This window comes from Paenibacillus peoriae, assembly GCF_022531965.1.
GTDB classification, from domain to species: Bacteria; Bacillota; Bacilli; order Paenibacillales; family Paenibacillaceae; genus Paenibacillus; species Paenibacillus polymyxa_D.
In genome coordinates this window covers 5,561,910-5,583,986 of sequence record NZ_CP092831.1, presented here as the reverse complement: position 1 = coordinate 5,583,986, position 22,077 = coordinate 5,561,910, and the positions used below count along the sequence as shown (strand labels likewise).

Here is a 22,077-nt window from a genome sequence, read left to right as displayed (position 1 = left end):
GCAACCGTGTGCCTAAAAGTCTACAGGCAAAAAAATAAGGCATAGGTCTGAGGAGACGCATGCCCTTTAGTGATGTGCGGATAGCCAAGCCAGTATAGGAGAAAATGAACCTAAGCGTATAAAAGTCTTGTTCCAGTCTGTATGGAAAGTATTGCCGAGACAGCCTGCTTAATAAATAGAGCGATCCTTCTGGTCGGCAATGCCGCTTTTACGGTAGAAATACGTATTGATCCGATCCCGCCATTCTTTGGCATGCTCTGCCTGATGCTCCAGCCGCTCCAGCACCTGCTCATACATGGTATCATTCAGTTGCTCATACAAACTGATCTAGATGTCTTTGAGACGAGTGAAGTTTCCACGTTTTACACAAACCTATCCGAAGGAGTGTGTTCACTAACGAGTAATATATATTATGTGAAATTGAATATAATTGACAGACATTTCTCTCAGAAATAGCTTACTTGGAAGGTGTCTGCATGATTTTCCATTAGGATGCTGATATCACATAAGTGAATTTTTTTTTGAATCAAATTCATTTTTAGAGTTTCTTAACAGGCTAATCTTTTTAATCGTAGTATTAAGCTGATTCATTGAGTTGTCTAACTTATCTAATTTTTCTCCTAGAGTCTTCAAAATGTACCAAAGAAGAATAAAACATAGCGAAACGGGAAATCCAACATTTGTAATTAATGAAATCATTGCCTCTACACTCATAGATATCTTCCCTTCAGAAGAGATTTTGAAATTATAGAAGCGTCTCCCTAAGCTTGTTTGGATTGAATCCGCAGATAACTGTTTCTTTGCCAGATCTCTTTATGATTGTGTAGGGTACGCCTTTAATTTCGCGAAGTAACTTGAGATCATTTATATTGGTAATATCAATGTCAGTGAAATTGATCTTGTTGTCCCCCATCCACTCCTTAATTTTTTGGCAAAATTTACAATTTGACTTTGTGTAGATAAGTACCTCATTTAACATTACCTTTCTCTCCCATCGAATTAAATTAGCAAGGGGGTACCCGGATTTGAACCGGGGATGAAGGTTTTGCAGACCTTTGCCTTAGCCTCTTGGCTATACCCCCAAACTTAATTGGTGTTTGAGAAGTAAAGTGATAGTAGTTTTAAAAAGTACAACCCAAAAATAGTTTCTATTTTTTAGGTTGTTCTATCAGTCCGCTGCCCCACTTTATTAAACATAAAATATTTTGGAGGCGATCCTGTTGGAAGAATTGCACGCTTGGAGATCAAGACATCATAATTTTAAAATTGAACTATTAAAGCTAAGTAAAAAAATAGAGGAAACTGAAAATCCTAGTGATATTTTGTTTTACCAGGAGATATGTGAGAAATATGCTTATCATCTTAAAAAAATTGAATCCGCGTGCTACGATAAAGTAGGTGTCACAATTTGTGGTTGTAACTTTAATCCTGAACATTGTACGGATTAGTGCTCCTTTCCTTTGATAAACCGTGAATTACAATTATATGAGTTGAACTCTTAAAATTTAGATTAAACGGATGGGGCATAATAGTGTTATGGAAGCGAGACGGCTGCTTTTAAAAATATTACCACCGAGCCTCCTGCCCTAATTATAGGGTTTAATTAAGCGGTATTAGGAAGGAGGAAAAGGGGCATGATCTAACTGAGTAGTAGTACTTGTAAGTTCAACTTAAATCATATAGCGAAAAGCCGCTTCCTCTTAGGAAGCGGCTTTTTTCATTTCTCAAAGAGCTAACGCTCATAAACATTTTATTCAAAACCTGAACCAAATGTTTTGTTTTTTAGTTAAGTGATAAATATTCAAAGCTTTTAAATTTCTATTTTTCTGTGTTCTTATCATGAATTTTTATATATACCCATTCAATCCTAAATTGCGATATTACCAGTTATGTAGAGAAAACTAAACTTTTTACGTCGTTTTATTAATTGGGGGTGTGCGAAAAAGGTTTTTTTCAGAACCATTTCCAGTCTGTCTTCTTCACCATAACATTAATTTCGAAAATCAGTCGTTGGTGTTTTGTAACGATTTTTTTGTTTTATTAAGGCGTATTTTCAACTCAAGTCAATCAAGTCATGTTTAGAGACATGGTCGATCCTCAAAATCGGTTGTTTCGGTCTGAGATACACTGCCCACTCTATACTGGCTCATGCTGATAAATATAAACAATCATCGTAACAATAGGCATCACAACAAAGTATACGAAAAAATTCTCCTACTTTCCATTGAGCTTCCCCATAGTGAAATAGTTTATACAGAGCCGTAATACTCCGGTAATCACTTCGCGATGTAAATGTTTTGTTTTCGTAGCAATAACTCTTTAATTCAGGCAAGATTATTTTTTAGTGATTAGTTATAAGAGGTTTTAAATAAGAAAATCCAATATTATACAATGTCCAAGTTAATTAATATAGCACGATTAGAATTCAAATTCTCACAAATAATCTCGATACTAAAGCCTTTCACAAGGTTTTTTAACAATTTTTTTAAAAAAATATCTTTTTAGACATTTATGGTTGTGGTTTCGCCAAGTTGTATCACTTTGATTAAACATACTGTTTATTTAGGAGGGAAATTATGAACTCTTACATACTAAATTTTACTGAAATTGTTAGCATTCTTTCAAGAAAAAAAATTATAAATGAGTTTTTGAATGACCCAGAGCACTATGCTTTATTCAAAGAAAGTATTATGTTTCCATCTGATGCTAATAATAAGGAACTAGATGAAAAATTCAAACAATTCTTTTTAGAACTTCGTTTTACAACCTATATATCATCTTTGATACATTATGCTTCGATAGATTTTGACAAGAAGCAAAGAAGAATCCGAAAAAGAAACGTGTTAATACCGGAAGAGGATTCACACAATCTTTTTAAGGATGTATGTACACAATATGAATTCTTGAAGGATAAGCGAACAGTTAAAATAGAAGACGTGGTAACGAGTTCAAAGCTACATAAAGCGATAAGTTTATTAACGGAAAAAGAAAAGAGTATTTTGAGTGCTTCATATGTCATGAATTGTTCGGATACTGAAATTGCTAAAAATAATAACGTATCACAGCAGGCCGTTTCAAAAACAAGAACTAGGGCATTAAAAAAACTTAGAGATTTTTTGGCGTAAAGTGGATTAATTATAGTACTGGATTATATAAAAGAACAGTACAGTCCAATCTGTTATGATCAATGGCATCAATCCTCAATACTCTCGGGAAAATAGAGCAAGTAATTCGTTATGTGAAGGGGAGAGAAGCAGTGAACTCTTTTATGAATCTAATTAAGAAAGCACAACAAAGAGACGCACGAGCAATAGCAACTATTATTGAAAAATTCAATCCCAAAATTCAAAAATCTCTTACACAGACAAAACCTCAAGATCGTAATGACTTAAGACAAGAAGTAAGCTTAAAATTAATTGAGGCAATCTATAGATATGACTTGAAATCAGTGCCTGGTTTTTGGGAATTTGTAAATAAAAAAAATGAAGAGACAGATAATTAAGTCTGGTGCTGTAAGCCGGGAATGTCTTGAGTGGGATATCAAAACATATTGCAATTTAAGCGACCAGTCGCCTGGAATCTATCGGCGACTGGTTATTTGGTTTTGTTTGAATGCGAATTAAGTTAGTAAATAGTGCGATGTATATATCAAATCTTTCGTATTATGGCTTAGGATTAATTGACCAAGAGAGTATTAATATCACGAAAGAGAAGAGGAGTACAAAAATATTCAGTCCAATCCCCCACCATGCATACATTTTAGATCGCCTTGTAAATAGTGCTACCATTCCCAAAAAAATTCCTAGTACTGGTATGCTATATAGTGCTTGAGGAAGAAAAAAAGAAGAGAGAAATAAATAGTTAATATTCAATTCAACTAATGAAAAAATACCGCACAAGAAAGATATCATTCCTATTATGGGGTGTAAAAGGGTTCTCTTTTTATTTTTTAAGAATGCCAATTCCATAACTCTACCTCCTCAACTTTTATTGTGCGCACCATTTTATTACTTTTAAGTTTTTTTAGTTCTTCAGATGGCCCAGTAACGACGACTCCATAGGTGAGGATTCCATTTTTCTTTATATAATCCAAACGTTTAGAGAAAGATGTATTCTGGTAGTATGGAAAAGTAGATATTAGCTTTTGTCGCTGAGCCAACTGTTCAACAATTTTAAGAAATATAGGTTCAATTCCTTGTTTAGCAACCTCAGCCTCGAAAAACGGAGAAAATAAATTGGCATCAGAATGCGTAGGGTACCCCAAAGGAATTATTTGTTCACTATTTTGTGAGTTCTCCACTCCTGAGTTTACTGCAAGCCACAGAGTATCAATACTTTTGGGGAGCTTATGTTCCACTTCTTGGGGAGAATACAAATCATCGAAAGAAATGTACAATTCGGCGACAGACCCAGAAGGCAAACCGTTTAAAACCTCCCACTCCTTATTTTTATCAAGATTCAGGTTGTTACTTGGGAAAATGAAATGATTCTTATTTGACTCAGATACAGGTATACTTGTGTTAGATTGCCGTTCCACGGCAGAAAATTGTTTCATTGTGTAATGCACTTTGATTGCCTCAGAATTAAGACTTTGCTTCCCAACACGTTTTAAAGTGTTAAAATTCGCGTCCATAGAAAAAAAACCGATTCTAGCATCAAACCCTTCTTCTAACATTGTATTAGGTTCAGTTACGTAGATTAAATTCCTAGTGGTGTCTAACAAGTCGTTAGCTCGGTTCTCTGTTCCGTAATATAAATAGGAACAAAGTGTTAGAACAGGTACAATTAAAAGTAAAATGGTTAGAACAATGAGGATTGTACTTATCTTTGCTTGGTATTTTGCTAATTTAATAATTCCTTTTGAAGCTTTTTCTTCAAAGTGTAAAGTGGTCCCGAAATCTAAATTAGCTTTTTTAAACAACTCATTGTATTCATTATTAGTCGCCTCTTGATCTTCTTTAGATGTTAAATTACTATTATTACTTTTTTTATCGAGAAATTGTTCGTTATCGTTATCCTTCTTCATGTAGTATGCCCCTCTTTTCAAGAATCGTTTTTAACTTTTTCCTCCCACGATAAATATGACTTTTTAAAGTGTTAAGATTTAACCCCAGCACTTCAGCTGCTTCGTGCATTTTGAATTGATGTAAATCACATAAAAGGATGGCTTGGGATTCTTTTTCGGGTAGAGTATGAATTGATTGTATTAACTGGCTTAATTGATCACGCTCTATGAACTGATTTTCCGGAGTATTGTTATCCAGTAATTCTAGTCCCTTAATTTCTTCAATAAGTGCATTTTTTTTGTTTTTTCGTCGTGTGAAATCAATAAATGCATGGTATCCAACTTTAAACAACCAAGCCTTAATATTTTCAATTTCATTATCCTCAAGATGTAAAAAGGCTCTAAAGAAAGTTTCTTGGACTAGTTCCTCTGCAACGAAATGATTACAGGAGAGGGAAAGCAGGTATCTATACAAGTCGTTAAAGTAGCTGGAGTAAAGAGTTTCTAGGTTCATTCTTTCCTCCTTTCACTACAACCACGAATGAAGACAGGAAAAAGTTGCAATAAATAATAATTTACTGATGAATTTTAAATTTATTTACATGCCGATTATTGTGGCGGTCCCAAAGAAGTAAATATTCAGCTTATGGTCTGATCATGTGAAATATAGTTACCAAAATACATTCGTGCAGATGAATCTCAATTTATTAACTCCTTCATCATAGCACAACCGAAATAGCTCAATTTGAATTCCTTAAACGGTAAGAGTGAAGAAAGATAACAATGATTAAATGACGGATTGTAGAGCCAGTGCAACAGCTCCTCTGTAAATCGTTCGTGAGTGATTTTCCAGTCCAGACATTTTCGGGGAGGTGGTTGATGAGGAAGAACATGCTCCAGCACTTTTATCGCGGTTTACAGACGCATCTTCAGTTTGATGAAGGTAGCTAAACAGTTTTTGCTTTCCCCACGACTGGGTTTACCGAATCCAGTTCCAGAACGAAAGGCTCCCAAGAGGATACTTCTTTGACGCGCTCTTGAATTGACTTCCTACCGCAAACTTCCCACGTTTCTCTGCCGGTGGTTTCCGTTTAGACACGGGGAATGGAGAACACAATCAAACTTAGTTGAGGTGTGTCCAATGAGTAAAAAAGTTAGTTTTTAAGTCCTCCGACTGATAATTGTTCAAGGTAAAGAAAAACGGATTGTTCAAGTAGCGAGAGAACAGGGAGTCTCGCGACAAGCTGTAAGGAAATCTTTTTAAAAAATTGCAAAGATCAGCTGAGGCTCAAAATAAATAGTAAGGAAAGGTACCTGCTCTTATTCTGCTTAAGGCTACATGTTCCTAATCAGTACAAACATATTTATCATAAGGCGTCTTAATATTATCGTTTTCAAATAGTAGAGGCCTATAGAACAGTTTCTTGTTCTGCTTCTTCTGAAAAAGAAATTACCCTTTCTATATGGAAATATCCCCTTCAAGTTTACTCTTTCCTCATGTGACATAAGGTTTTTTTGAGTGTCTACTTGAAAGGGATAGTACTATATTAAGAAGTGGAGATATTTATACATTTTAAGTATTATCTATTAGCATCCTTCGAAATAAATGATAATGGCATTAGCTATAATATAATATTGAGTTCTATATCTGCGAGCGCAGTTCTCGAGAATCCCATCGCACTCGCAGTTACCTTCGCCGAAATTTGCCCAGCAACGATCGTGTGCTACGCAACATTCATCTAATTCGTTAATGGGGGCGCCCCCACCTCTAGCCATATTGTATCCACAGTTTTTACCACAATGCTGATAACCACCAGGAGCACAAAACTCCGTAGGATCCCAAGCAGTAGTAATTTTATTGTTAGTTTCTCCGGGGGTGTATGTCTCGTCATGAAAAGGTGGAGTTTCCACCTCTACGTCTAGATCAACTCCATCATAAGGTGAATTAGTGACGTGAGTTCTTCCTTTTTTCACATCTAATTGTTTCAATTCGTTCCCCTCTAAAATATCTACACCAAGGGAGTAAGTAACTTCTGTACTGTCAATTTCATTATAACCAAAGGCATGAAATACAAGTTTCTTATCTTCACTAATGAAATAAATCATTTTTCCTACATTTAATTTTTTGTTTGTTGTATATAAGTCACTCACAAAAGTAGCTTTGATTTTTAGGTTTTCAAGAGAAAATTTCGAATACTCTGTATCAATTAATTTTGAAATTTTCTTATAATCAGGGCTATTTGTAAGCTCAGTTAAAAAATCGGTTGTTTCGATTATTGTCATAGGTCGACCATTAATTATATTCATCATAACTATATACACTCCTCTAAAATTGAAATATAAAGGCGGATAACGCACAAATCTTATCAAAAGCTAATCATTAAGGTGAACAGCCACATGAATAAAAGACCGGATTGTTCTTAAATACACCGCGATATGTTGCTGGGCAGTCAGGTCCGAAGCCACAGCATTTAGGCAGTTGGTAACAGCCAATTTCCGCTTGAATCTGCACTTGCTCTTGCTGGGAAGCATTTGTCTGAGTAGTTTTCTTCTCATTCATAATTTAATTTCTCCTTTCGATTTAATTTGTTACAACTATAAAAGTGAGTTATGTACTAGATATAACAACCCAATATTTATAAGTTTATCGTTTTCCTCCCCCTTTTATTAAAGCTGCATACATGAAATGCCCATATTGATGTTAGACTAAAAAGTGGACACCGAGAGACGAGAAGCGAGAATAAAACCAAATTCATTCGAGGTGCCAAAAGAGCAGTGAGCGAAAGAAGCGAAGAAGTCAGGTCGAGCAGAAAATTAGGCAGCTGTTCCTTCAATCTAGGATCGTGAAGAATACCAAGCGACAACGAATTCCAAATATCAGATACCCGTCCATGAAAAACACCTGAACCAGCAGTTTTCTGCTCAAACGCCAAGGGAAGTATGGATGAAGAATGGTTTTACCTGCCCAGCGTCATGGATCCTGTATACCCGACAGGTTGTGGGCTTCCAAATGGGATCTTGATGACAAAGGAACCGGTCCTTTCAGCATTGGAGCGTGCTTACCAGGCTCACCGTCCTGCCAGTGAAGTTCTGCACCATTCGGATCGGACAGTCAGTATGCGGCTCAGGAACACCAGAAAAAGCTTGTGGATTACGGCATGAAAGGCAGCATGAGCCGAAAAAGGAATTGTTATGACAATGTCTGCGTTGAATCGTTTCACAGCATTTTGAAAGAGGAACTCGTGTATTTGGAGCATTTCAAAACTAGAGAGGAATATATAAGTTTTACTTGGAGTTCTACTGCTTGAGGGAGGGAGTTCCTAATAAGTAATGACGCTTTTTCTTGGAAGCCACTAGTGTTCTAACGTCTTACGTCCGGAGTGTATAACTTGAACTTAAAACATGCCTAGAGGCTTTTGAAAATCGAGTAATTACAGACTTAGAGTAGTTGTGAGAAACATACTTTCATAAGACCATTTTACAGAAATTTTGCGGTGATGAGAGCAACTCATGAACTGATTCTTTTGTATGATTGTAATTATAGCTATATTTCGTACTATCAGGTCATGAGTCGTTTTTTTTTAGCAAGGCGATAAGTTTTTAATTTTAGATCAACTTATCCAAAGCTCTTTAACAAATTCAGCATTCCGTTTCCTTCTATAGCTGGATTTCCAAAGAGCAGCGAACTGCTTTTAATTAATTGAGCATAAATTTCTGGTTCAGTAAGATCCCTTTTGAATAGGATTCTGCCTTCTTCGATGATCAATGCTAATGCACCAGCAACGAAAGGGACTGCCATAGATGTACCACTAAAAGAGGCATATTTATTATTAAGGAATGTGGAATATATGTCTTCACCCGGAGCGACAATGTCAAGTTGCTCGTTTTTGTTAGAAAATTTTGAAATTAATTTTGTTGCTCCGATAGACCCAACTTCTATCACTTCATTGTAAGCACCGGGATATCTATATTCCCGATCACTCTCCCCGTTTCCATCATTTCCGGAAGCAGCGACTATAGACAAGCCGTGTTCCACTGCATAGCGGATAGCATCATGCAGAAGAGGATTGTCCTTTATGGTACCCAAAGACATTGCCATAATGTTAACTCTTTCTCCGTTGGGCCCTCTCCATAATATTGCGTAGTAAATAGCCTCAATTAAATTATTAATATCTCCATCTCCGTCATTGGTTAACGTTTTTAAAATGAGAATGCTGGCTCGTGGGGCAACTCCGATGTTAACTTTTTTATTGTTAGCTGCAATAATTCCTGCAACATGAGTCCCATGTCCATTGCCATCCTGATAGTTATGCGGATCATTGTCATAGTTTGAAGTGAAATTTCTCCCACCAATGATGTTGTTTTGTAGATCTTCGTGCTTCATATCTATTCCGGTATCCAACACAGCAATGACAACATTAGATCCAAAAATATTCCGCTTCCAAAACTGTTCAGCATGAATTATTTCTAAACCCTTGTTTTCTTTGTTTGTAGCAGTTTTAATATTATAGTTTGGTAATCCTATCGATTGTATTTTCACTCTATCTCACATCCATTCTCTTTTGTTAATTAAGAAAGTGTCAGTGATATTAAAAAATACAACTAAAGTTTTAAAATTAAAAGTCGGTCATTCAAGGAACGTGTAACAGAAGCTCTGACATTGAGGCATGCATTACATTCACCCCCAGAACACATGTGCTCATTGATAAAACTCAAAGTCAAATAGTCGATGTCCCGTAAGGGTAACTGCTATGATAATGCTCAATGGATACAAAAAAAGATGACTCCTGATGAAAGCCATCTTTTTGAAATCTGAAGAGTCTTGGTAAAAAACCAGTCGCCCATATATGAGATTCAGTTCAGGTAAAACACGGCCTATTTCCAACAGCTAATCACTTTTTATCTGATACTTCTAAATCGGATGCTGCCAAGGAGTGGGGATGTTATCAGTATCTTTAAGTTATCATTGTTCTATAAAATTTTAATTTCCATGGAAGCCGAGACAGCCTGCTTAATAAATAGGGCGATCCTTCTGGTCGGCAATGCCGCTTTTACGGTAGAAATACGTATTGATCCGATCCCGCCATTCTTTGGCATGCTCAGCCTGATGCTCCAGCCGCTCCAGCACCTGCTCATACATGGTATCATTCAGCTGCCCTCGTAGACTAACCCATGTGTCTCGGAGATGGGCCGCACGTTCTGCACCTTCAAAATGGGTATCATAAATGTGCTGTATGACAGTTTGGCCGGAGTGGAGCAAGTGTGTATAAGGGACATGGTGAAAGAATAAGAGCAGCTCATCCGGACAGGTGTCCGTAGATTCGTAGATATCGGCATGGGGAGCAAAATATTGTCCTGCATAGCCGGTCCCGGTTGTGGTCGTGCGATCTACTCCAATCCCTCGGCAATCAGCAAAATGGTAGGTTCCCCACTTGGAATATTCGTACCCGTCTACATCCGGCCCATAGTGGTGATCGGGACTGACCATCCAGCCGACCCCCAGAGGGGCGGTGTAGGATTCGTAGATATTCCATGAATTGAGCAGCATCTGCTTAATGGTAGAAATTAAATCTGTGTCGCCTTCGCTATTCCCTTGTCTGCCAAACGTCAGCCGAACCCACTCATCAGCGATTTCCTCCGCAGACAGCTCCGGGTCCCATGCCAGTCGACCATAGCCATAAAGATTGGACTGGGCGAGCAAATGTCCGGTCCAATTGGTGTCTGCACCAATATTGGATACAGCGGCTATTCCATAGTTGGTAGGTTTGGGAGAATGCAGGGCGCCACTCACAATACGCTTGATGGTGGAGCCTTTTCCTTTGGCGTAGGTATCAAAATCCAATACTTCCTTCCATTGCGGAACAAGGTAACATAGATGCTTCTGTTGGCCGGTGTACTCTTGCGCAATCTGAAATTCCAGTAGCACCTGAGTGGCTTCCAGCCCACCGAACAGGGGGGAGACAGGCTCCCGCACCTGAAAATCCATGGGACCATTTTTGATCTGTAAAATGACATTTTCCCGAAACAGCCCATCCAGTGGTTTAAAATGGTCAAAGGCTGCGCGAGCTCGATCCGTCTTGCGATCGCGCCAGTCCTGCTTGCAGTTGTAGACAAAGCAGCGCCAAATCACACGTCCGCCATAGGGCTGCAACGCATCTGCCAGCATATTGGCTCCATCGGCGTGATGGCGCCCGTAGCTGAACGGTCCGGGCCGATTTTCGGAATCGGCTTTGACCACAAAACCACCCAGATCAGGAACGGCGGCGTAAACTTCCTGGGCTTTGGTCTGCCACCATTCAGCTACAGCTGGTTCCAAGGGATCGGCTGTGGTTAACCCGCCGAGCTGAATAGGACTGGCATAGTTAATGCTCAAGTAGATCTGTATGCCATAGGCGCGGAATACCGCAGCTACTTTGGCCACATCCGGTAGGAATTTATCTGTAATCAGCTCGGTTTCTACCTGATGGACATTCACATTGTTAATGGATAGCGCTTGAATGCCTACAGAAGCGAGTAGACGGGCATAGTCTCGCAGGCGCTCCATATTTGCAGTAAAGGCATTATTGTCGTAGAAAATGGACCCACCCGCATACCCGCGTTCAATACTACCATCCATGTTATCCCAGTGGTTGATCATACGGATGGGATTAGCTGGATTAGACAATAGGTCTAGAAGGGGAGCGTGCAATGATTCCTCGGCGGCGGGTTTCAGTTTGCCGTCTAATCCTCCTTGAAGGTAGCGCAGCAGATGAAAGACTCCATACAATACGCCTTTGGAGGTCTGCCCCGCGACTATAACGTACGGTCCTTTGAACTCATCGTTACTGTGCAAAGCTGAATATGCCGGATCTGGCATCTCTAGCCCGCGAATTCGGTAGCCTTCCGCGCCCACTTCTGCCTGTTCCGTCGCACTGAATCGTTCTGCGACCAAAGGATGCGTTGGGAACGTACCCAGCGCAATGAATGGCGCATTTACAGGAACGGTGCTGATTTTCGGCTGCTGTCCAAACATGGAGGTCAATCCGTGCTGAAGCTCACTCGCAGCCGATTGAAGCACTTCATCTGTCTCATGGACCACGATGACCCTGCACCAAGCGGGCAGCTTTTGTACCTTACTATTGCGGCTGTAATGCAGCCAAGCCGCATAGCCGCTTTCTTTTGGCATATCCATAAGCTTGCTCATATTGGAGCCTCCTTTTGGGCAGGTGAAGATGATCCTCAGACATGCTGTTTCTGATCCTGACTCATATGCTCTGGGAGAGTCAGACGGTTGCCGTTGCCTTCATACAGCCACAAAATAGCGGTAACTCCGCGCGGATAATATTTACTGCCATGGGCAATGCCCGAGAGTATCTGATCGCTCCAGCACCAATAGGATTCTTCAGGGTGAAGAAGCCATGAGACGTGGGCAGCGTCTGCGGCCTGCCCAGCTTCTTCCCAAGGCAGTTCCAGCAGCTCGCGGGCAATAAACTGTGACAGATAGATTTTGCTCAGCCAGGAGTTGTTACTGGTCGAGGACAGCTTCCAGCCTCCGTCTTCAAACAGACAAACTCCCGGTACCAGTACAGTTTCCAAATGGCGCCGCAGTGCTTGGATATATCCACCGAACCGTCCATCAGGCTTAAGCGCAGCCTCACATCCTGTAAAGTAAGGGAAGATCAGTCCCTCAATGGCAGGAATAATCTGCGAGTCATTACCTTCCTGAATAACTGCTGGAATATAGCCCTTGTCTGTCATATGTGCTGTGATCGCTGCTGCGCATTTGTCTGCCTGTAAGCCAGCCTCCTGTGAAAGGGAGTTAAGCCCTTTTGAGGCAAATATCTTTTCCAGAGCAACATATACCGCCCAGCATTTGCTGCCCAGATAGATGTTGTTGCGGGACTGACCCAGAGATACGTCCAGACTGTCGTAGGTCGTAATTTCCGCGCCTCCCCGGGTTCTAGAGCTGTCCAAGCCCATCAAGCCGTTTCGTTGTGCCGGGTCGGGGTGATCCCGTCGTAGCATGCTTTCGAAGCAGTCACACAAAACAGGTAGCATACGTGTCGTAAATGACTGATCCTGTGTCTGCTCGATATATACCGTGGCGCAGCAAAGCCAGTTCACCAGTTCCTCGTGGCTCATGTAAGAGAAGCAGTCGTCAATCCCTGCCAGCTCATAACAGGAGTATCCCTGCCGGGAGAACACGTTGGCTACGCCCATATCATGGGTAAACGTGATACCACCGGGATAGGTCTGTTCCTCTCCCGGAAAGCGTACCTCATCCCGATAGCTGTACCTTTGGACAAACCACTCCAGCTCGTTGCGTACCGTCCATGGATTCAAAATCAATTCATAATAAAGCTGATCCGCCGTCAGATCGAGGGTATTCATCATCCGATACTCGCCTTCGTTCACAATCCAGATCGGTTCTCCGTCCGCTTGGTGACTCAGCAGTTGAGTACTGCCGTAGTAGCTGTGGATCGCCTGAGCGAGCATAAATTTCTGGTCCGGGCTCAGGTCTGCCGACTCCATCCAGCGATTAGCCTGAACACAGGCTGCAGTCAGGTCTGTAAAATGCTTCAACGCATAGTTTCCCACGTCCTCAATATCCTTGAACAGCTGGGTATAGTAATACGACGCTTCGATGCCTGTTGTCACAATGCCGCCGCGATAGAAGCATATGGCGAAGGCATATGTGCGCTTCTCACCTGCGGGAACGTCCATCAGGAGCGCACCCGTCGTGCCCAGGCCAAAGGATAAATTCTCGGCCATGGTCTCCCCAAGCAGCTTCTCCATTGCAAATCCGCTGGCAGGTACTGCTTCGCTGCTGTTGGTCACAATGGCTGTACTGCGCCCTTGGCCGATGCCTGTGAGTCTTTCCTCCAATGGGGTAGAATCCGTAGTGTCCCTGCGCGGATCTTCTCCTATAATGCGTATGCCGCTATACGGATCACTGCCCTGATAGCCGAAAAAAGCTCTTCGCGCTGCAGTCCCCTGCGTGTTATCGACGGTTAGCTCGGCGAATACCGCCGGAACCAACGCTGCTCGCAGCTCATCCATACCTGCGGTTCCCGGCTCGGGTACCGGGCGAACAGGAGAGTACAGCCGGAACGTCAAATCGCCGGCCTGCCATGTATCCGTTCCTACTTTTAGCTCACGGGTAATGTCGGAATCAGCAAAGGCCATAAGCTGCGGTTCCGTTCGTTTACCCTTTTTCTCCACGTCGTAGCGGGCACTTTCATCCTGTGTGGATGCAAAGAAGGGAAGCGCCTCGTATGATTCGCCATCTCTGGATTGCAGCCCGATATATACATTTTCGTCGGCAGGCTTGCCCAGCTCCAAACCAAGTCCGCCGCGATTACCCTTAAACCCAAGTGTAAAGCTGGAAAAAGAACCGATAGGTGCATGCTGTGTGTTATAAAATATATTTTTCGACATATAATGAAACCCCTTTCATGATAAAGTTCAACTTTGATTAACTTCACTTAGAGCCTAGCATGTCATGTGGTGGGGAACCATTGTCAAATCGCTCAACTATTTATCCAAATCGCGCTGAAGGCGATATACTGGGGTATATCCATGTAAGTAAGCCAGGAGGGAAAACATGTCGTCACCACGTTTACCGAAGCGTCCCCATCATCCGGACCTTACAGCTGCCGGAGAGGAATTCTTTTTTCCCGATGTGCGGACCACAGTCAATCTGTTTGCCATTCATACACGAAGTGTGGGAAGAGACTGGAGCTATCCGCCACACGAGCATCCTCAATATGAAATTAACATCGTGCTTGCGGGAGAACAGATCATGGTTGTGGATGGTCGTAGCTATACCCAGCGACAGGGTGATCTGGTGCTGCTGCGTCCGGGGATTGTTCACTCCAGTCATAGTAACGGAGAGGGATTTACGTATTTTTGTATGCATTTCGACATTGATGATAAGCTGTTTCTCTCGCTGCTGAGTCGTCTGGAGCAGGTGCTGTTTCCAGCTGAAGGCACAGTGGCAGGGCAGATGGGACCAGCGCTGGGCAAGTTGCTCGATCTTTCAACGCCGGAAGACATAGGAATTGGTAGTGATTCGGTGGCAAAGCGAATGCGGATTCAATCTGCTGTGTTTGAACTGTTCGCAACGTTGTGGGAGGCTGTATCCAGCGAAGCCGCTCATCTGCCAGGGCGTGGATATGTGCAGGCAGAGCTTGCCCATCAGATTGCCAGTCGTCTTCAGGGCAGAGTAAATCAGCCCTATGGGCAGGCTGGCTCGGTGGAAAAACAGGATGGGATCGAGGGGATTTCATCCGAGCTAGGTATTAGCGTATCCCATTGTAATCGTGTATTCCGTAGTGTTTTCGGCGTTTCTCCCCGTGTATATCTATCCGGGCTTGTGCTGCATGAGGCCAAGTTGCTGTTGGCTGATCCGCAATGGTCGGTGCAACAAATTGCCGATATGCTCGGCTATGGGGATATTGCGCATTTTAGCAGACAGTTCAAGCGCTGGTCGGGCCAGTCGCCGACATCCTATCGCAAAAGCTCAGTGCAGGGAAGCCCATCTGAATAAAAATAAGTATTCCTTTAAAATAGTTATGATATAATCCCTATAGGGTAGCTGAGAATAATACGAATTTACATAATCAACGTGCTTAATAATCAAATAGAGGAAGAGGTTTAGGCGTTTTTTGAAAAAGTCGGAGCATTCGGCCATCTGTTTACACCGGGGTGGGGTATAATGAGGAAATTGCACATACTGTGTTGTATCTGATGGCGAACAAGCTTACCACCGGAAGCGTGCTGTTCCCGGATGGTGGTTATACGTTGATTTAATTCGCAACGAAGTGCATGTTTCATTCTAATCCAATCCGACAGGCAGGAATAAATCATTAAACAAAAACCGGTTCAACACCATACAAAGTGTTGACCGGTTTTTTTTATGATAACAGGCTTGGCCCTCTTGCAACTCTTTAGTTTTGCACATCTAACCTTTTATATTTTCGAAAAATACGTGGATAAATTACTTTAGTCCCGATACATACCATCGCCAGCATGGCGAACAGCAAACCGCTCCACAGCGTCCCCTGGATACCGGCTCTGGCAATAAACCATCCCCCTGCCAGCGAGCCCAGCGAAACCCCTAGGTTAATAAACGAGATGTAAAGACTGTTGGCAAACGCGGGAGCTTCTTTGGCCTCATCAATCACCCAAATCTGGGCGACAATCAGTCCGCTGGTATGAACGGCCCCCCACACAATAATGATGAAGAGGGTAGGGATAAATGAAGAACTGATCCCGTACAGCAGCAAATAGGTGCCCCCCAAGACTACTGGATGAAAAAGAGCGGTGCGTACCTTATGCAAGCCCATGAGCTTGCCAGCCAATAGATTGCCGAGCATTCCGCCGATGCCGAAAATAATAAGCAGAAAACTGATAACATTGCTGCTCATCCCTGTGTTTTGTCCCAAATATTCGGCAGAATAGCTATACACCGAGAACATGGCTGCAAAAATAAAAGTAGCTGCCCCGATATTGAGCCACAGCGGTATTTTACGCAAAATGCCAAGCTGCTTCCGATAGGAGAACATTTCGGCTTGTGGTGTATCCGGCAGCATGAATAAAATACCAATCCCTGCAATCCCATTCGCTACCGCAGTAAACCAGAAGGAGGCCTCGTATGAAATTTGATTGGCGATATAGGCCGTAATTGGAATACCGAGTACCATTCCCATGCTCGTGCCGAGAAAGGCTTTGGCGGAAGCTTGCGTTGCCTTTTCCGGGGGATATAACGCAGTAGCGGCGACAAAGGCAAGCGAGAAGTACACCGGGTGAAACAGAGCCGGAATGATACGTAAAATCACTAGTAGATAAAAGTTGGATGTATAGGCTGACAGCAAGCTTGTTATGGCAAAAACAAACAACGATATTGTCATGATTCGCTTGCGGTTAAACCTGGACATCAATAGCACCATGAAGGGACCGAACAGCGCGATGATCAATGCAAATGAACTGACAAGAAACCCGGCCTGAGCTGCCGTAATATGAAAACGTTCAATGATGACCGGCAAAATGCCAACCACACCGAACTCAATCGTGTATACACCAAATAGGCCAAGTGCGATGAAAAGCAGAGGCTTACTATATTTCATTAGTTTCATTCCCTCTCCATGTCCTCCTACTTTACGTCCTTGATTTTGCATGCTAATATTTCATTAAATCATAAAATAATAAGTCAATACTCGAAATAACACACAATAATAATTGTATTTTTACAATATTGCCTTGAACTTAAGGAGATGGATTTGATGGACCAAGTGGATCATAAAATTTTGTTGTGTCTACAAAACCAGGCGCGTATCTCCATGACCGAGCTGGGTAAGGAGGTTGGACTTTCCCAGCCTGCCGTAACGGAAAGAGTACGGCGCATGGAGGATAAAGGTATTATCACCGGATATCGTGCCACAGTTTCACATGAGAAAGTTGGAAAACCGATCATGGCTCACGTGCTCGTGCACACGAATCAATGCAATTCATTTGTTGAGTTTTGCCAATCTGCACCTGAAGTCATTGAGTGCCATAGAATCAGCGGCGAGCAAAATTACTTACTGAAAGTCATGGTTGAGTCTATGCTCAAGCTGGAGCAGTTCGGGGATGAGTGTGGAAAGCATGGGCACTCTACCACGTTAATTGTCCTGTCCTCGCCTGTAGACCATAAACATGTAACCCCCACTTTATTAGACCCTATTTGAGCTACCGTAAATGGCTTGGCAAAGCTCAGTTGTAAACGGACCTGACATCCCTTCAAACGCTGTATTGGTAAAGGCGACCACACTGAGTCTTAGTGCGGGATCAACGAACCACGAATGACCATAAGCTCCTCCGAGACGCCACGTTCCGGGTGATTCTGCTGTTCCGCTTTCATCGGGATTTTGGAGTACGGTGAATCCTAATCCAAAACCCCGCCCCGGCCAGCCTGCCAAGGGAAGGTTCCCGGTCTGGATGGTGCCCATTTCGCGGACCCATTCCTCTGAAAGTAACGGATTGCCGCCGTTTCGCAGTGTTTCCAACAGTCGCATGAAATCTTTTGCGCTGCCAATCATACCAGAGCCACCAGAGTGGAAAGCCGTGGGATCAAAGGCTCGCGCGGGCTGAAAACGAAGTCCTGCCGTGCCCTCAAAAACCTGTGCAACCTCAAGCTCACGCATTCGCCGAGGTTCTGATATATCGTTGACATAAGGAGCCGCAAGCCGTCCGGCATCCGCGACCGCGAAACTGGTGTCGTGCATACCGAGAGGTTCGGTAACGAGCTTTTTAACAGCTGCATCAAGGGTTGTGCCACATACACGGCTAATGATAGCGCCGAGCACATCAGTAGCAATCGAATATCCCCATGCTTTACCCGGTGTATATAACAGAGGCACAGAAGCCAAACGTTGCAAGTTCTCCTCCAGCGTAAGATTTGAAAAATCCATGCCATCTGATACGCCTGCACGATGATAGGGACCCCCGCCTTCTTCCTCTAAAAAGCCATAGGTCAACCCGGCAGTATGTGTCAGCAATTGGCGTACTGTAATGGAGGGCTGCTCACCACTGATTAATCGGGGGCGAAAATCGGGCAACCAGCGTTCAATAGATTCATCGAGCTTAATCAATCCTTGGGCTGCCAAAACCAAAGCCGCAGTAGATACAATCGGTTTGGATACAGAAGAAAGCCGAAATAAAGCATCCTCATGCATAGGACGTTGTTCTTCTCGATCAGCCAGCCCCGCCGCTCGGACATACACGGGTGAACCATCCATAAATATCATGACGACTGTGCCGATCAGACGCTTTTCGGCAAGGGTTTGATCTATAACTGCATTTACACGTCCGTCCAGACCAGCTTGTATCGCAAAAACTCTATTTTCCAAACTCATAAATATCTCATCCTCTCTATGATCCAGCGGTTACCGCTTGATGGAACTTAGTTTACAGGATGGGAAGACGACATTACATAAGGTAACAAAGGTATTCAGTGAGAATTTACGTTAAAATAAAATTATATTGAAGAGATGGCCTTAGATTTAAATGAATGGGGTTTTACAAGAAGTTATGCTGCGTTTTATAGCATCTTTTTAAGTTGAGATACGTTGAAAATAGGTGGTAAAATTTACAACAAAGAGGGTTTTGTTTATTGAGGCTTGTATCGCGTAATAAGTTGGCTTGCTTGGTTGCCCTAGGAGGGGGTTTGACCGTAATTGTTACGGCTTTTGGAGGGGATAAGGAACCTTATAAACTTCCCGATAAGCCCAAAGAGACTGCTGTATCGACATTTTCAGAATATATGAACGCTTCAATGAGTCGCGATTACGATAAGATGCTTTCTCTGTCTGATTATTATCGCTTTAAAACAGAACGGTCGAGTTTGAGCCTGACAAAGTAGACGATAATTTAGAAGATAATTTCAAGTGATTTTAATTTTTTGATTTTCTAATCAAACGGTCCAAAGCGTATCCAATGAGATACCAGAAAACTAGTGTAGTGAAGTAAACAATGGTTATGGGGATGTCTGCTTCTCGCACAAATCGAAATGATTCATACATCCAAACCAACGGGCTAACGATAGCCAATAGCATATTATAGTCGTCGTTCCCCGTAATATTTACAGTAATAACTAGACACGAGATTAGGACTAGCCAAAAACGAAAAGATTTCATTGCCTATACCTCCAAACCAATATTGTATCAATTTATTACCACGTACCAGCTTAGATTCTGGTCTTTATTAATGTAAGAGGAAAAGAACGCATGCAAAGTCAATTCGATCATTTTTGTTCATCAGGGATATCAAAAAAGAAATTTGTTGGTTCAACTGTTTTTTGCCCTGGGTTTATCTCTTTCCCAGTATTGTCAATGAGATTGTAACTGATTTCTCCAACAGCGGCCATGAAATTAAAATGGGTTATTCGCCCTTGAATTGTAGGTTTCTGGCCGTCTTGTTCCACTAATTTATAAGGCAAAAAGGATAGACCACTGCTCTCCCTTTTGGTTGAGTCAAAACGTGCTGTCCATATTAATACACTACAATCGTTGCTGATTTTATAGTATGAAATAACATCCATCTCCTGAATAAAAAACGAATTTGATTTGCCTTCAGGAAAATAATAGTCTGTGTTCAGATTTTCATACCCTTTGGGTGTATATTCTTTTAAATTGCTAACTTTGGGAAGTTTGATTGCTGCTCCTCTGGATACATTAAGCTTATCCGAAGTATATTTGTTTTTTATTTCATTGTTTGCTTTCGCTACATAGGCCGTCTGAGATTTTGGATTCCAGGAGACATACGCATTGGATGAATCAGCAATGAATCGGAGAGGGACCATAATCCGTCCGTTTTTCAATGTAGTGACAACAGGCAAGGTTATATTTTTTGAACCAAGCGTTGCACTTTTCTGCCCAACTTTTAATAGTGTTTTTTCACCGTTACGATCTATTGTGACTGTCTTGGTGCTATTATTCCATGTGATGGATACACCAGGTAAACTTTGAACAGCATTTAATGGGACCATGGTAATCCCATGAGATTGGTAAGTTTCATCAGAGGATACAATTGAATTATTAACGATAATATGTGTCGAAGAAGCTTGTGCTGCTCCCGCACCTAAAGTAAGACCTAAAATAGATATGCAAGCTACTTTTGAGACAGAGCTCATATTCTATACCTCCACAATTTGAGTGACGCTGGATTCTTTCAGACTTTTCGATTTACGATATACTCCCGATATATGATTTGGATGGGATGTTGATGGTTGGATGAATCGTACCCGCAACCTAGGCAAGTTAATTAAAGAGTAGAGTAATGATCAAGTCGAACGAATTAAAGAACAGGATATTTTATCATGAGTGAGCCGTTTGCTACTATGTTTGTATTCGCAGGAAACAACGGAAGTGGTAAGGGAACAATGGGTTAACGTCGTTGATAGTTACTTGCAAAATAAAAATGCTGATCAAGAATAAACCGACAACTGTATGATTCAGTGAATCGGTTTATTCTGTATTTACATCGGATTGTGTCCACAATGTCAATTCGATGTGTATTGCACCTCAAAACGGAACCCGTCAGTAATAAACTGTTATTATTTTTCAACAGACTTTAGCAAGACGATGAACAGCATCCTGATCGTAGCGGCTTCTTCGGATTCTTTTTCTCTACACTTTTTTTACTGGACGTAACACTGCGTATCCGTATCCTTCTGGGAAATGCCGCTGATAATCTTGCTTTGTTTCCTCATCCCATTCATACCCCAGGCTGCTAGGGTCAAAGTTCCAAGCTTTCTCCTCCACCATTCTCATAACGTCTCCATTGTTTTTTAAATAATTGAAGGGTGGGTGGAAAAACACCAGGTAATCTGATTCGGGGATGTCCCGGCACCTCATTCCTGCGGGAATCTCTCCGGCGTAGTCAGCGGCAACCGGTATTCCATAGAGATATCCCTTCTGACCATCCTGATAGAACCAGCCCGCAGTTTGGCCCAATTGTTCGGGAAGCTTGAGATGAGACATGCTTTCCAATGTTCCGCAAATTTCATCACAATTGTGACCGTTTCTCCAGAAATCACCGTAGTTTCGAGAAGAGGTATCCCAGATTCCAATAAATTTGTGTGCTGGTATATGCTCGATTTTGACTTCAGCTTCTTGCAAATGATCCTTAACCATCTTATCCCGCTCCTTCAAATGGTAATGATAAGGAGAGAACACCTCAACGCGAATGGCTAACGGAATAGGTCGGGGCTCCTTCTGGTATACAGCCGGAGTTACCTCGAATGCTTTTACAAATGCCCGTGTAAAAGCCTCCTGTGAAGAAAACCCATACTTTATTGCAACATCGAGGATGCGGACATTGCCATCTCGGAGTTCTAGCGCGGCACGGCTAATCCGGCGCATCCACACATAATCCCTTAACGTTATTCCTGTAAGGGAATGAAACTGTTTTGTACAGTAGTAAGGGGAGTAGCCTAACTGATTGGACATTCTCAACAACGAAGGTGCTGAAGTAAGATTATTATCAATCCAATCGATCATAAGCTGAACCATTTCGTTCCATTCATACACGAGCGTTCCCTCCTTTCGACTCCA

Annotated in this window: 20 protein-coding genes, 1 tRNA gene and 2 pseudogenes; 7 read left to right on the top strand and 16 right to left on the bottom strand. The window is 42.1% G+C overall.

Annotated elements, in window-relative coordinates; translation table 11 throughout:
- Positions 1 to 168: 168 nt before the first annotated feature.
- From MLD56_RS24775 to MLD56_RS24765, 4 genes and pseudogenes are all read right to left on the bottom strand, one after another.
- Positions 169 to 327, bottom strand: a pseudogene (locus tag MLD56_RS24775) (hypothetical protein); the annotation flags it as partial.
- Between the two features lie 174 nt (positions 328 to 501).
- Positions 502 to 714 carry a hypothetical protein gene (locus MLD56_RS24770; protein ID WP_025719390.1) on the bottom strand — a complete coding sequence of 71 codons (213 nt, stop codon included), beginning with the start codon at positions 712 to 714 and terminating at the stop codon, positions 502 to 504.
- A gap of 31 nt (positions 715 to 745) precedes the next feature.
- Complete coding sequence (locus tag MLD56_RS26185; RefSeq protein ID WP_029518747.1) at positions 746 to 979, bottom strand: glutaredoxin family protein; 234 nt, start codon at positions 977 to 979, stop codon at positions 746 to 748.
- Positions 980 to 1,010: 31 nt separating this feature from the next.
- Positions 1,011 to 1,082: transfer RNA gene (locus tag MLD56_RS24765), tRNA-Cys, on the bottom strand.
- Positions 1,083 to 1,220: 138 nt separating this feature from the next.
- Between MLD56_RS24765 and MLD56_RS24760 the strand changes: the two genes are divergently transcribed.
- The 3 genes from MLD56_RS24760 to MLD56_RS24750 all read left to right on the top strand — a co-directional run bounded on the left by MLD56_RS24760 (position 1,221) and on the right by MLD56_RS24750 (position 3,502).
- Complete coding sequence (locus MLD56_RS24760) at positions 1,221 to 1,448, top strand: hypothetical protein (protein WP_025683859.1); 228 nt, start codon at positions 1,221 to 1,223, stop codon at positions 1,446 to 1,448.
- Between the two features lie 1,128 nt (positions 1,449 to 2,576).
- Positions 2,577 to 3,125: a sigma-70 family RNA polymerase sigma factor gene (locus MLD56_RS24755; protein WP_029518746.1), complete on the top strand. Its 549-nt coding sequence runs from the start codon at positions 2,577 to 2,579 to the stop codon at positions 3,123 to 3,125.
- 131 nt (positions 3,126 to 3,256) lie between these two features.
- Positions 3,257 to 3,502 carry a helix-turn-helix domain-containing protein gene (locus MLD56_RS24750; protein ID WP_029518745.1) on the top strand — a complete coding sequence of 82 codons (246 nt, stop codon included), beginning with the start codon at positions 3,257 to 3,259 and terminating at the stop codon, positions 3,500 to 3,502.
- Positions 3,503 to 3,662: 160 nt separating this feature from the next.
- Here MLD56_RS24750 and MLD56_RS24745 read toward each other — a convergent pair whose 3' ends face one another.
- The 8 genes from MLD56_RS24745 to MLD56_RS24710 form a co-directional block, all read right to left on the bottom strand.
- Positions 3,663 to 3,968, bottom strand: coding sequence for a hypothetical protein (locus tag MLD56_RS24745; RefSeq protein ID WP_029518744.1), 306 nt, complete (start codon positions 3,966 to 3,968; stop codon positions 3,663 to 3,665).
- Positions 3,950 to 5,026: an anti-sigma factor gene (locus MLD56_RS24740; protein ID WP_029518743.1), complete on the bottom strand. Its 1,077-nt coding sequence runs from the start codon at positions 5,024 to 5,026 to the stop codon at positions 3,950 to 3,952. Before MLD56_RS24740 ends, MLD56_RS24745 begins: the two co-directional genes overlap by 19 nt.
- Positions 5,013 to 5,519, bottom strand: a complete 507-nt coding sequence (locus MLD56_RS24735; protein WP_029518742.1) for a sigma-70 family RNA polymerase sigma factor — start codon at positions 5,517 to 5,519, stop codon at positions 5,013 to 5,015. The genes MLD56_RS24740 and MLD56_RS24735 overlap by 14 nt, the downstream gene beginning before the upstream one ends.
- Before the next feature lie 1,073 nt (positions 5,520 to 6,592).
- Positions 6,593 to 7,315, bottom strand: coding sequence for a phospholipase A2 family protein (locus MLD56_RS24730; RefSeq protein ID WP_029518741.1), 723 nt, complete (start codon positions 7,313 to 7,315; stop codon positions 6,593 to 6,595).
- A gap of 70 nt (positions 7,316 to 7,385) precedes the next feature.
- Positions 7,386 to 7,565: a hypothetical protein gene (locus MLD56_RS24725; RefSeq protein ID WP_029518740.1), complete on the bottom strand. Its 180-nt coding sequence runs from the start codon at positions 7,563 to 7,565 to the stop codon at positions 7,386 to 7,388.
- A 1,056-nt stretch (positions 7,566 to 8,621) separates the two neighbouring features.
- Positions 8,622 to 9,545: a S8 family peptidase gene (locus tag MLD56_RS24720; RefSeq protein ID WP_029518738.1), complete on the bottom strand. Its 924-nt coding sequence runs from the start codon at positions 9,543 to 9,545 to the stop codon at positions 8,622 to 8,624.
- A 471-nt stretch (positions 9,546 to 10,016) separates the two neighbouring features.
- Positions 10,017 to 12,188 (bottom strand): alpha-glucuronidase family glycosyl hydrolase, encoded by a 2,172-nt coding sequence (locus MLD56_RS24715; protein ID WP_029518737.1) that lies wholly within the window; start codon positions 12,186 to 12,188, stop codon positions 10,017 to 10,019.
- A gap of 35 nt (positions 12,189 to 12,223) precedes the next feature.
- Positions 12,224 to 14,422, bottom strand: a complete 2,199-nt coding sequence (locus MLD56_RS24710; RefSeq protein ID WP_029518736.1) for a glycoside hydrolase family 52 protein — start codon at positions 14,420 to 14,422, stop codon at positions 12,224 to 12,226.
- Between the two features lie 166 nt (positions 14,423 to 14,588).
- Here MLD56_RS24710 and MLD56_RS24705 point away from each other — a divergent pair, with 166 nt between their 5' ends.
- Both MLD56_RS24705 and MLD56_RS24700 read left to right on the top strand, forming a co-directional pair.
- Positions 14,589 to 15,533: a helix-turn-helix domain-containing protein gene (locus MLD56_RS24705; protein WP_029518735.1), complete on the top strand. Its 945-nt coding sequence runs from the start codon at positions 14,589 to 14,591 to the stop codon at positions 15,531 to 15,533.
- 158 nt (positions 15,534 to 15,691) lie between these two features.
- A pseudogene (locus MLD56_RS24700) lies at positions 15,692 to 15,796 on the top strand (SDR family oxidoreductase); the annotation flags it as partial.
- Between the two features lie 137 nt (positions 15,797 to 15,933).
- Here the strand turns inward: MLD56_RS24700 and MLD56_RS24695 are convergent.
- On the bottom strand, positions 15,934 to 17,121 hold the full coding sequence (locus MLD56_RS24695) for an MFS transporter (protein WP_239645246.1): 1,188 nt from the start codon (positions 17,119 to 17,121) through the stop codon (positions 15,934 to 15,936).
- Positions 17,122 to 17,268: 147 nt separating this feature from the next.
- On the opposite strand from MLD56_RS24695, the gene MLD56_RS24690 reads away from it, so the two are divergent.
- On the top strand, positions 17,269 to 17,712 hold the full coding sequence (locus tag MLD56_RS24690; protein WP_029518733.1) for an Lrp/AsnC family transcriptional regulator: 444 nt from the start codon (positions 17,269 to 17,271) through the stop codon (positions 17,710 to 17,712).
- On the opposite strand, the gene MLD56_RS24685 is transcribed toward MLD56_RS24690, so the two are convergent.
- Positions 17,698 to 18,879, bottom strand: coding sequence for a serine hydrolase domain-containing protein (locus MLD56_RS24685; protein ID WP_029518732.1), 1,182 nt, complete (start codon positions 18,877 to 18,879; stop codon positions 17,698 to 17,700). The two genes, MLD56_RS24690 and MLD56_RS24685, sit on opposite strands and share 15 nt — an antisense overlap.
- A gap of 311 nt (positions 18,880 to 19,190) precedes the next feature.
- Here MLD56_RS24685 and MLD56_RS24680 point away from each other — a divergent pair, with 311 nt between their 5' ends.
- Entirely contained in the window at positions 19,191 to 19,385 is a 195-nt protein-coding gene (locus tag MLD56_RS24680) for a hypothetical protein (protein WP_238437815.1), read from the top strand.
- A 381-nt stretch (positions 19,386 to 19,766) separates the two neighbouring features.
- Here the strand turns inward: MLD56_RS24680 and MLD56_RS24675 are convergent, their stop codons facing one another.
- A complete protein-coding gene (locus MLD56_RS24675) occupies positions 19,767 to 20,654 on the bottom strand; it encodes a copper amine oxidase N-terminal domain-containing protein (RefSeq protein WP_029518729.1) in 888 nt (295 codons plus the stop codon).
- Between the two features lie 496 nt (positions 20,655 to 21,150).
- Complete coding sequence (locus MLD56_RS24670) at positions 21,151 to 22,053, bottom strand: AraC family transcriptional regulator (RefSeq protein WP_029518728.1); 903 nt, start codon at positions 22,051 to 22,053, stop codon at positions 21,151 to 21,153.
- Positions 22,054 to 22,077 lie beyond the last annotated feature (24 nt).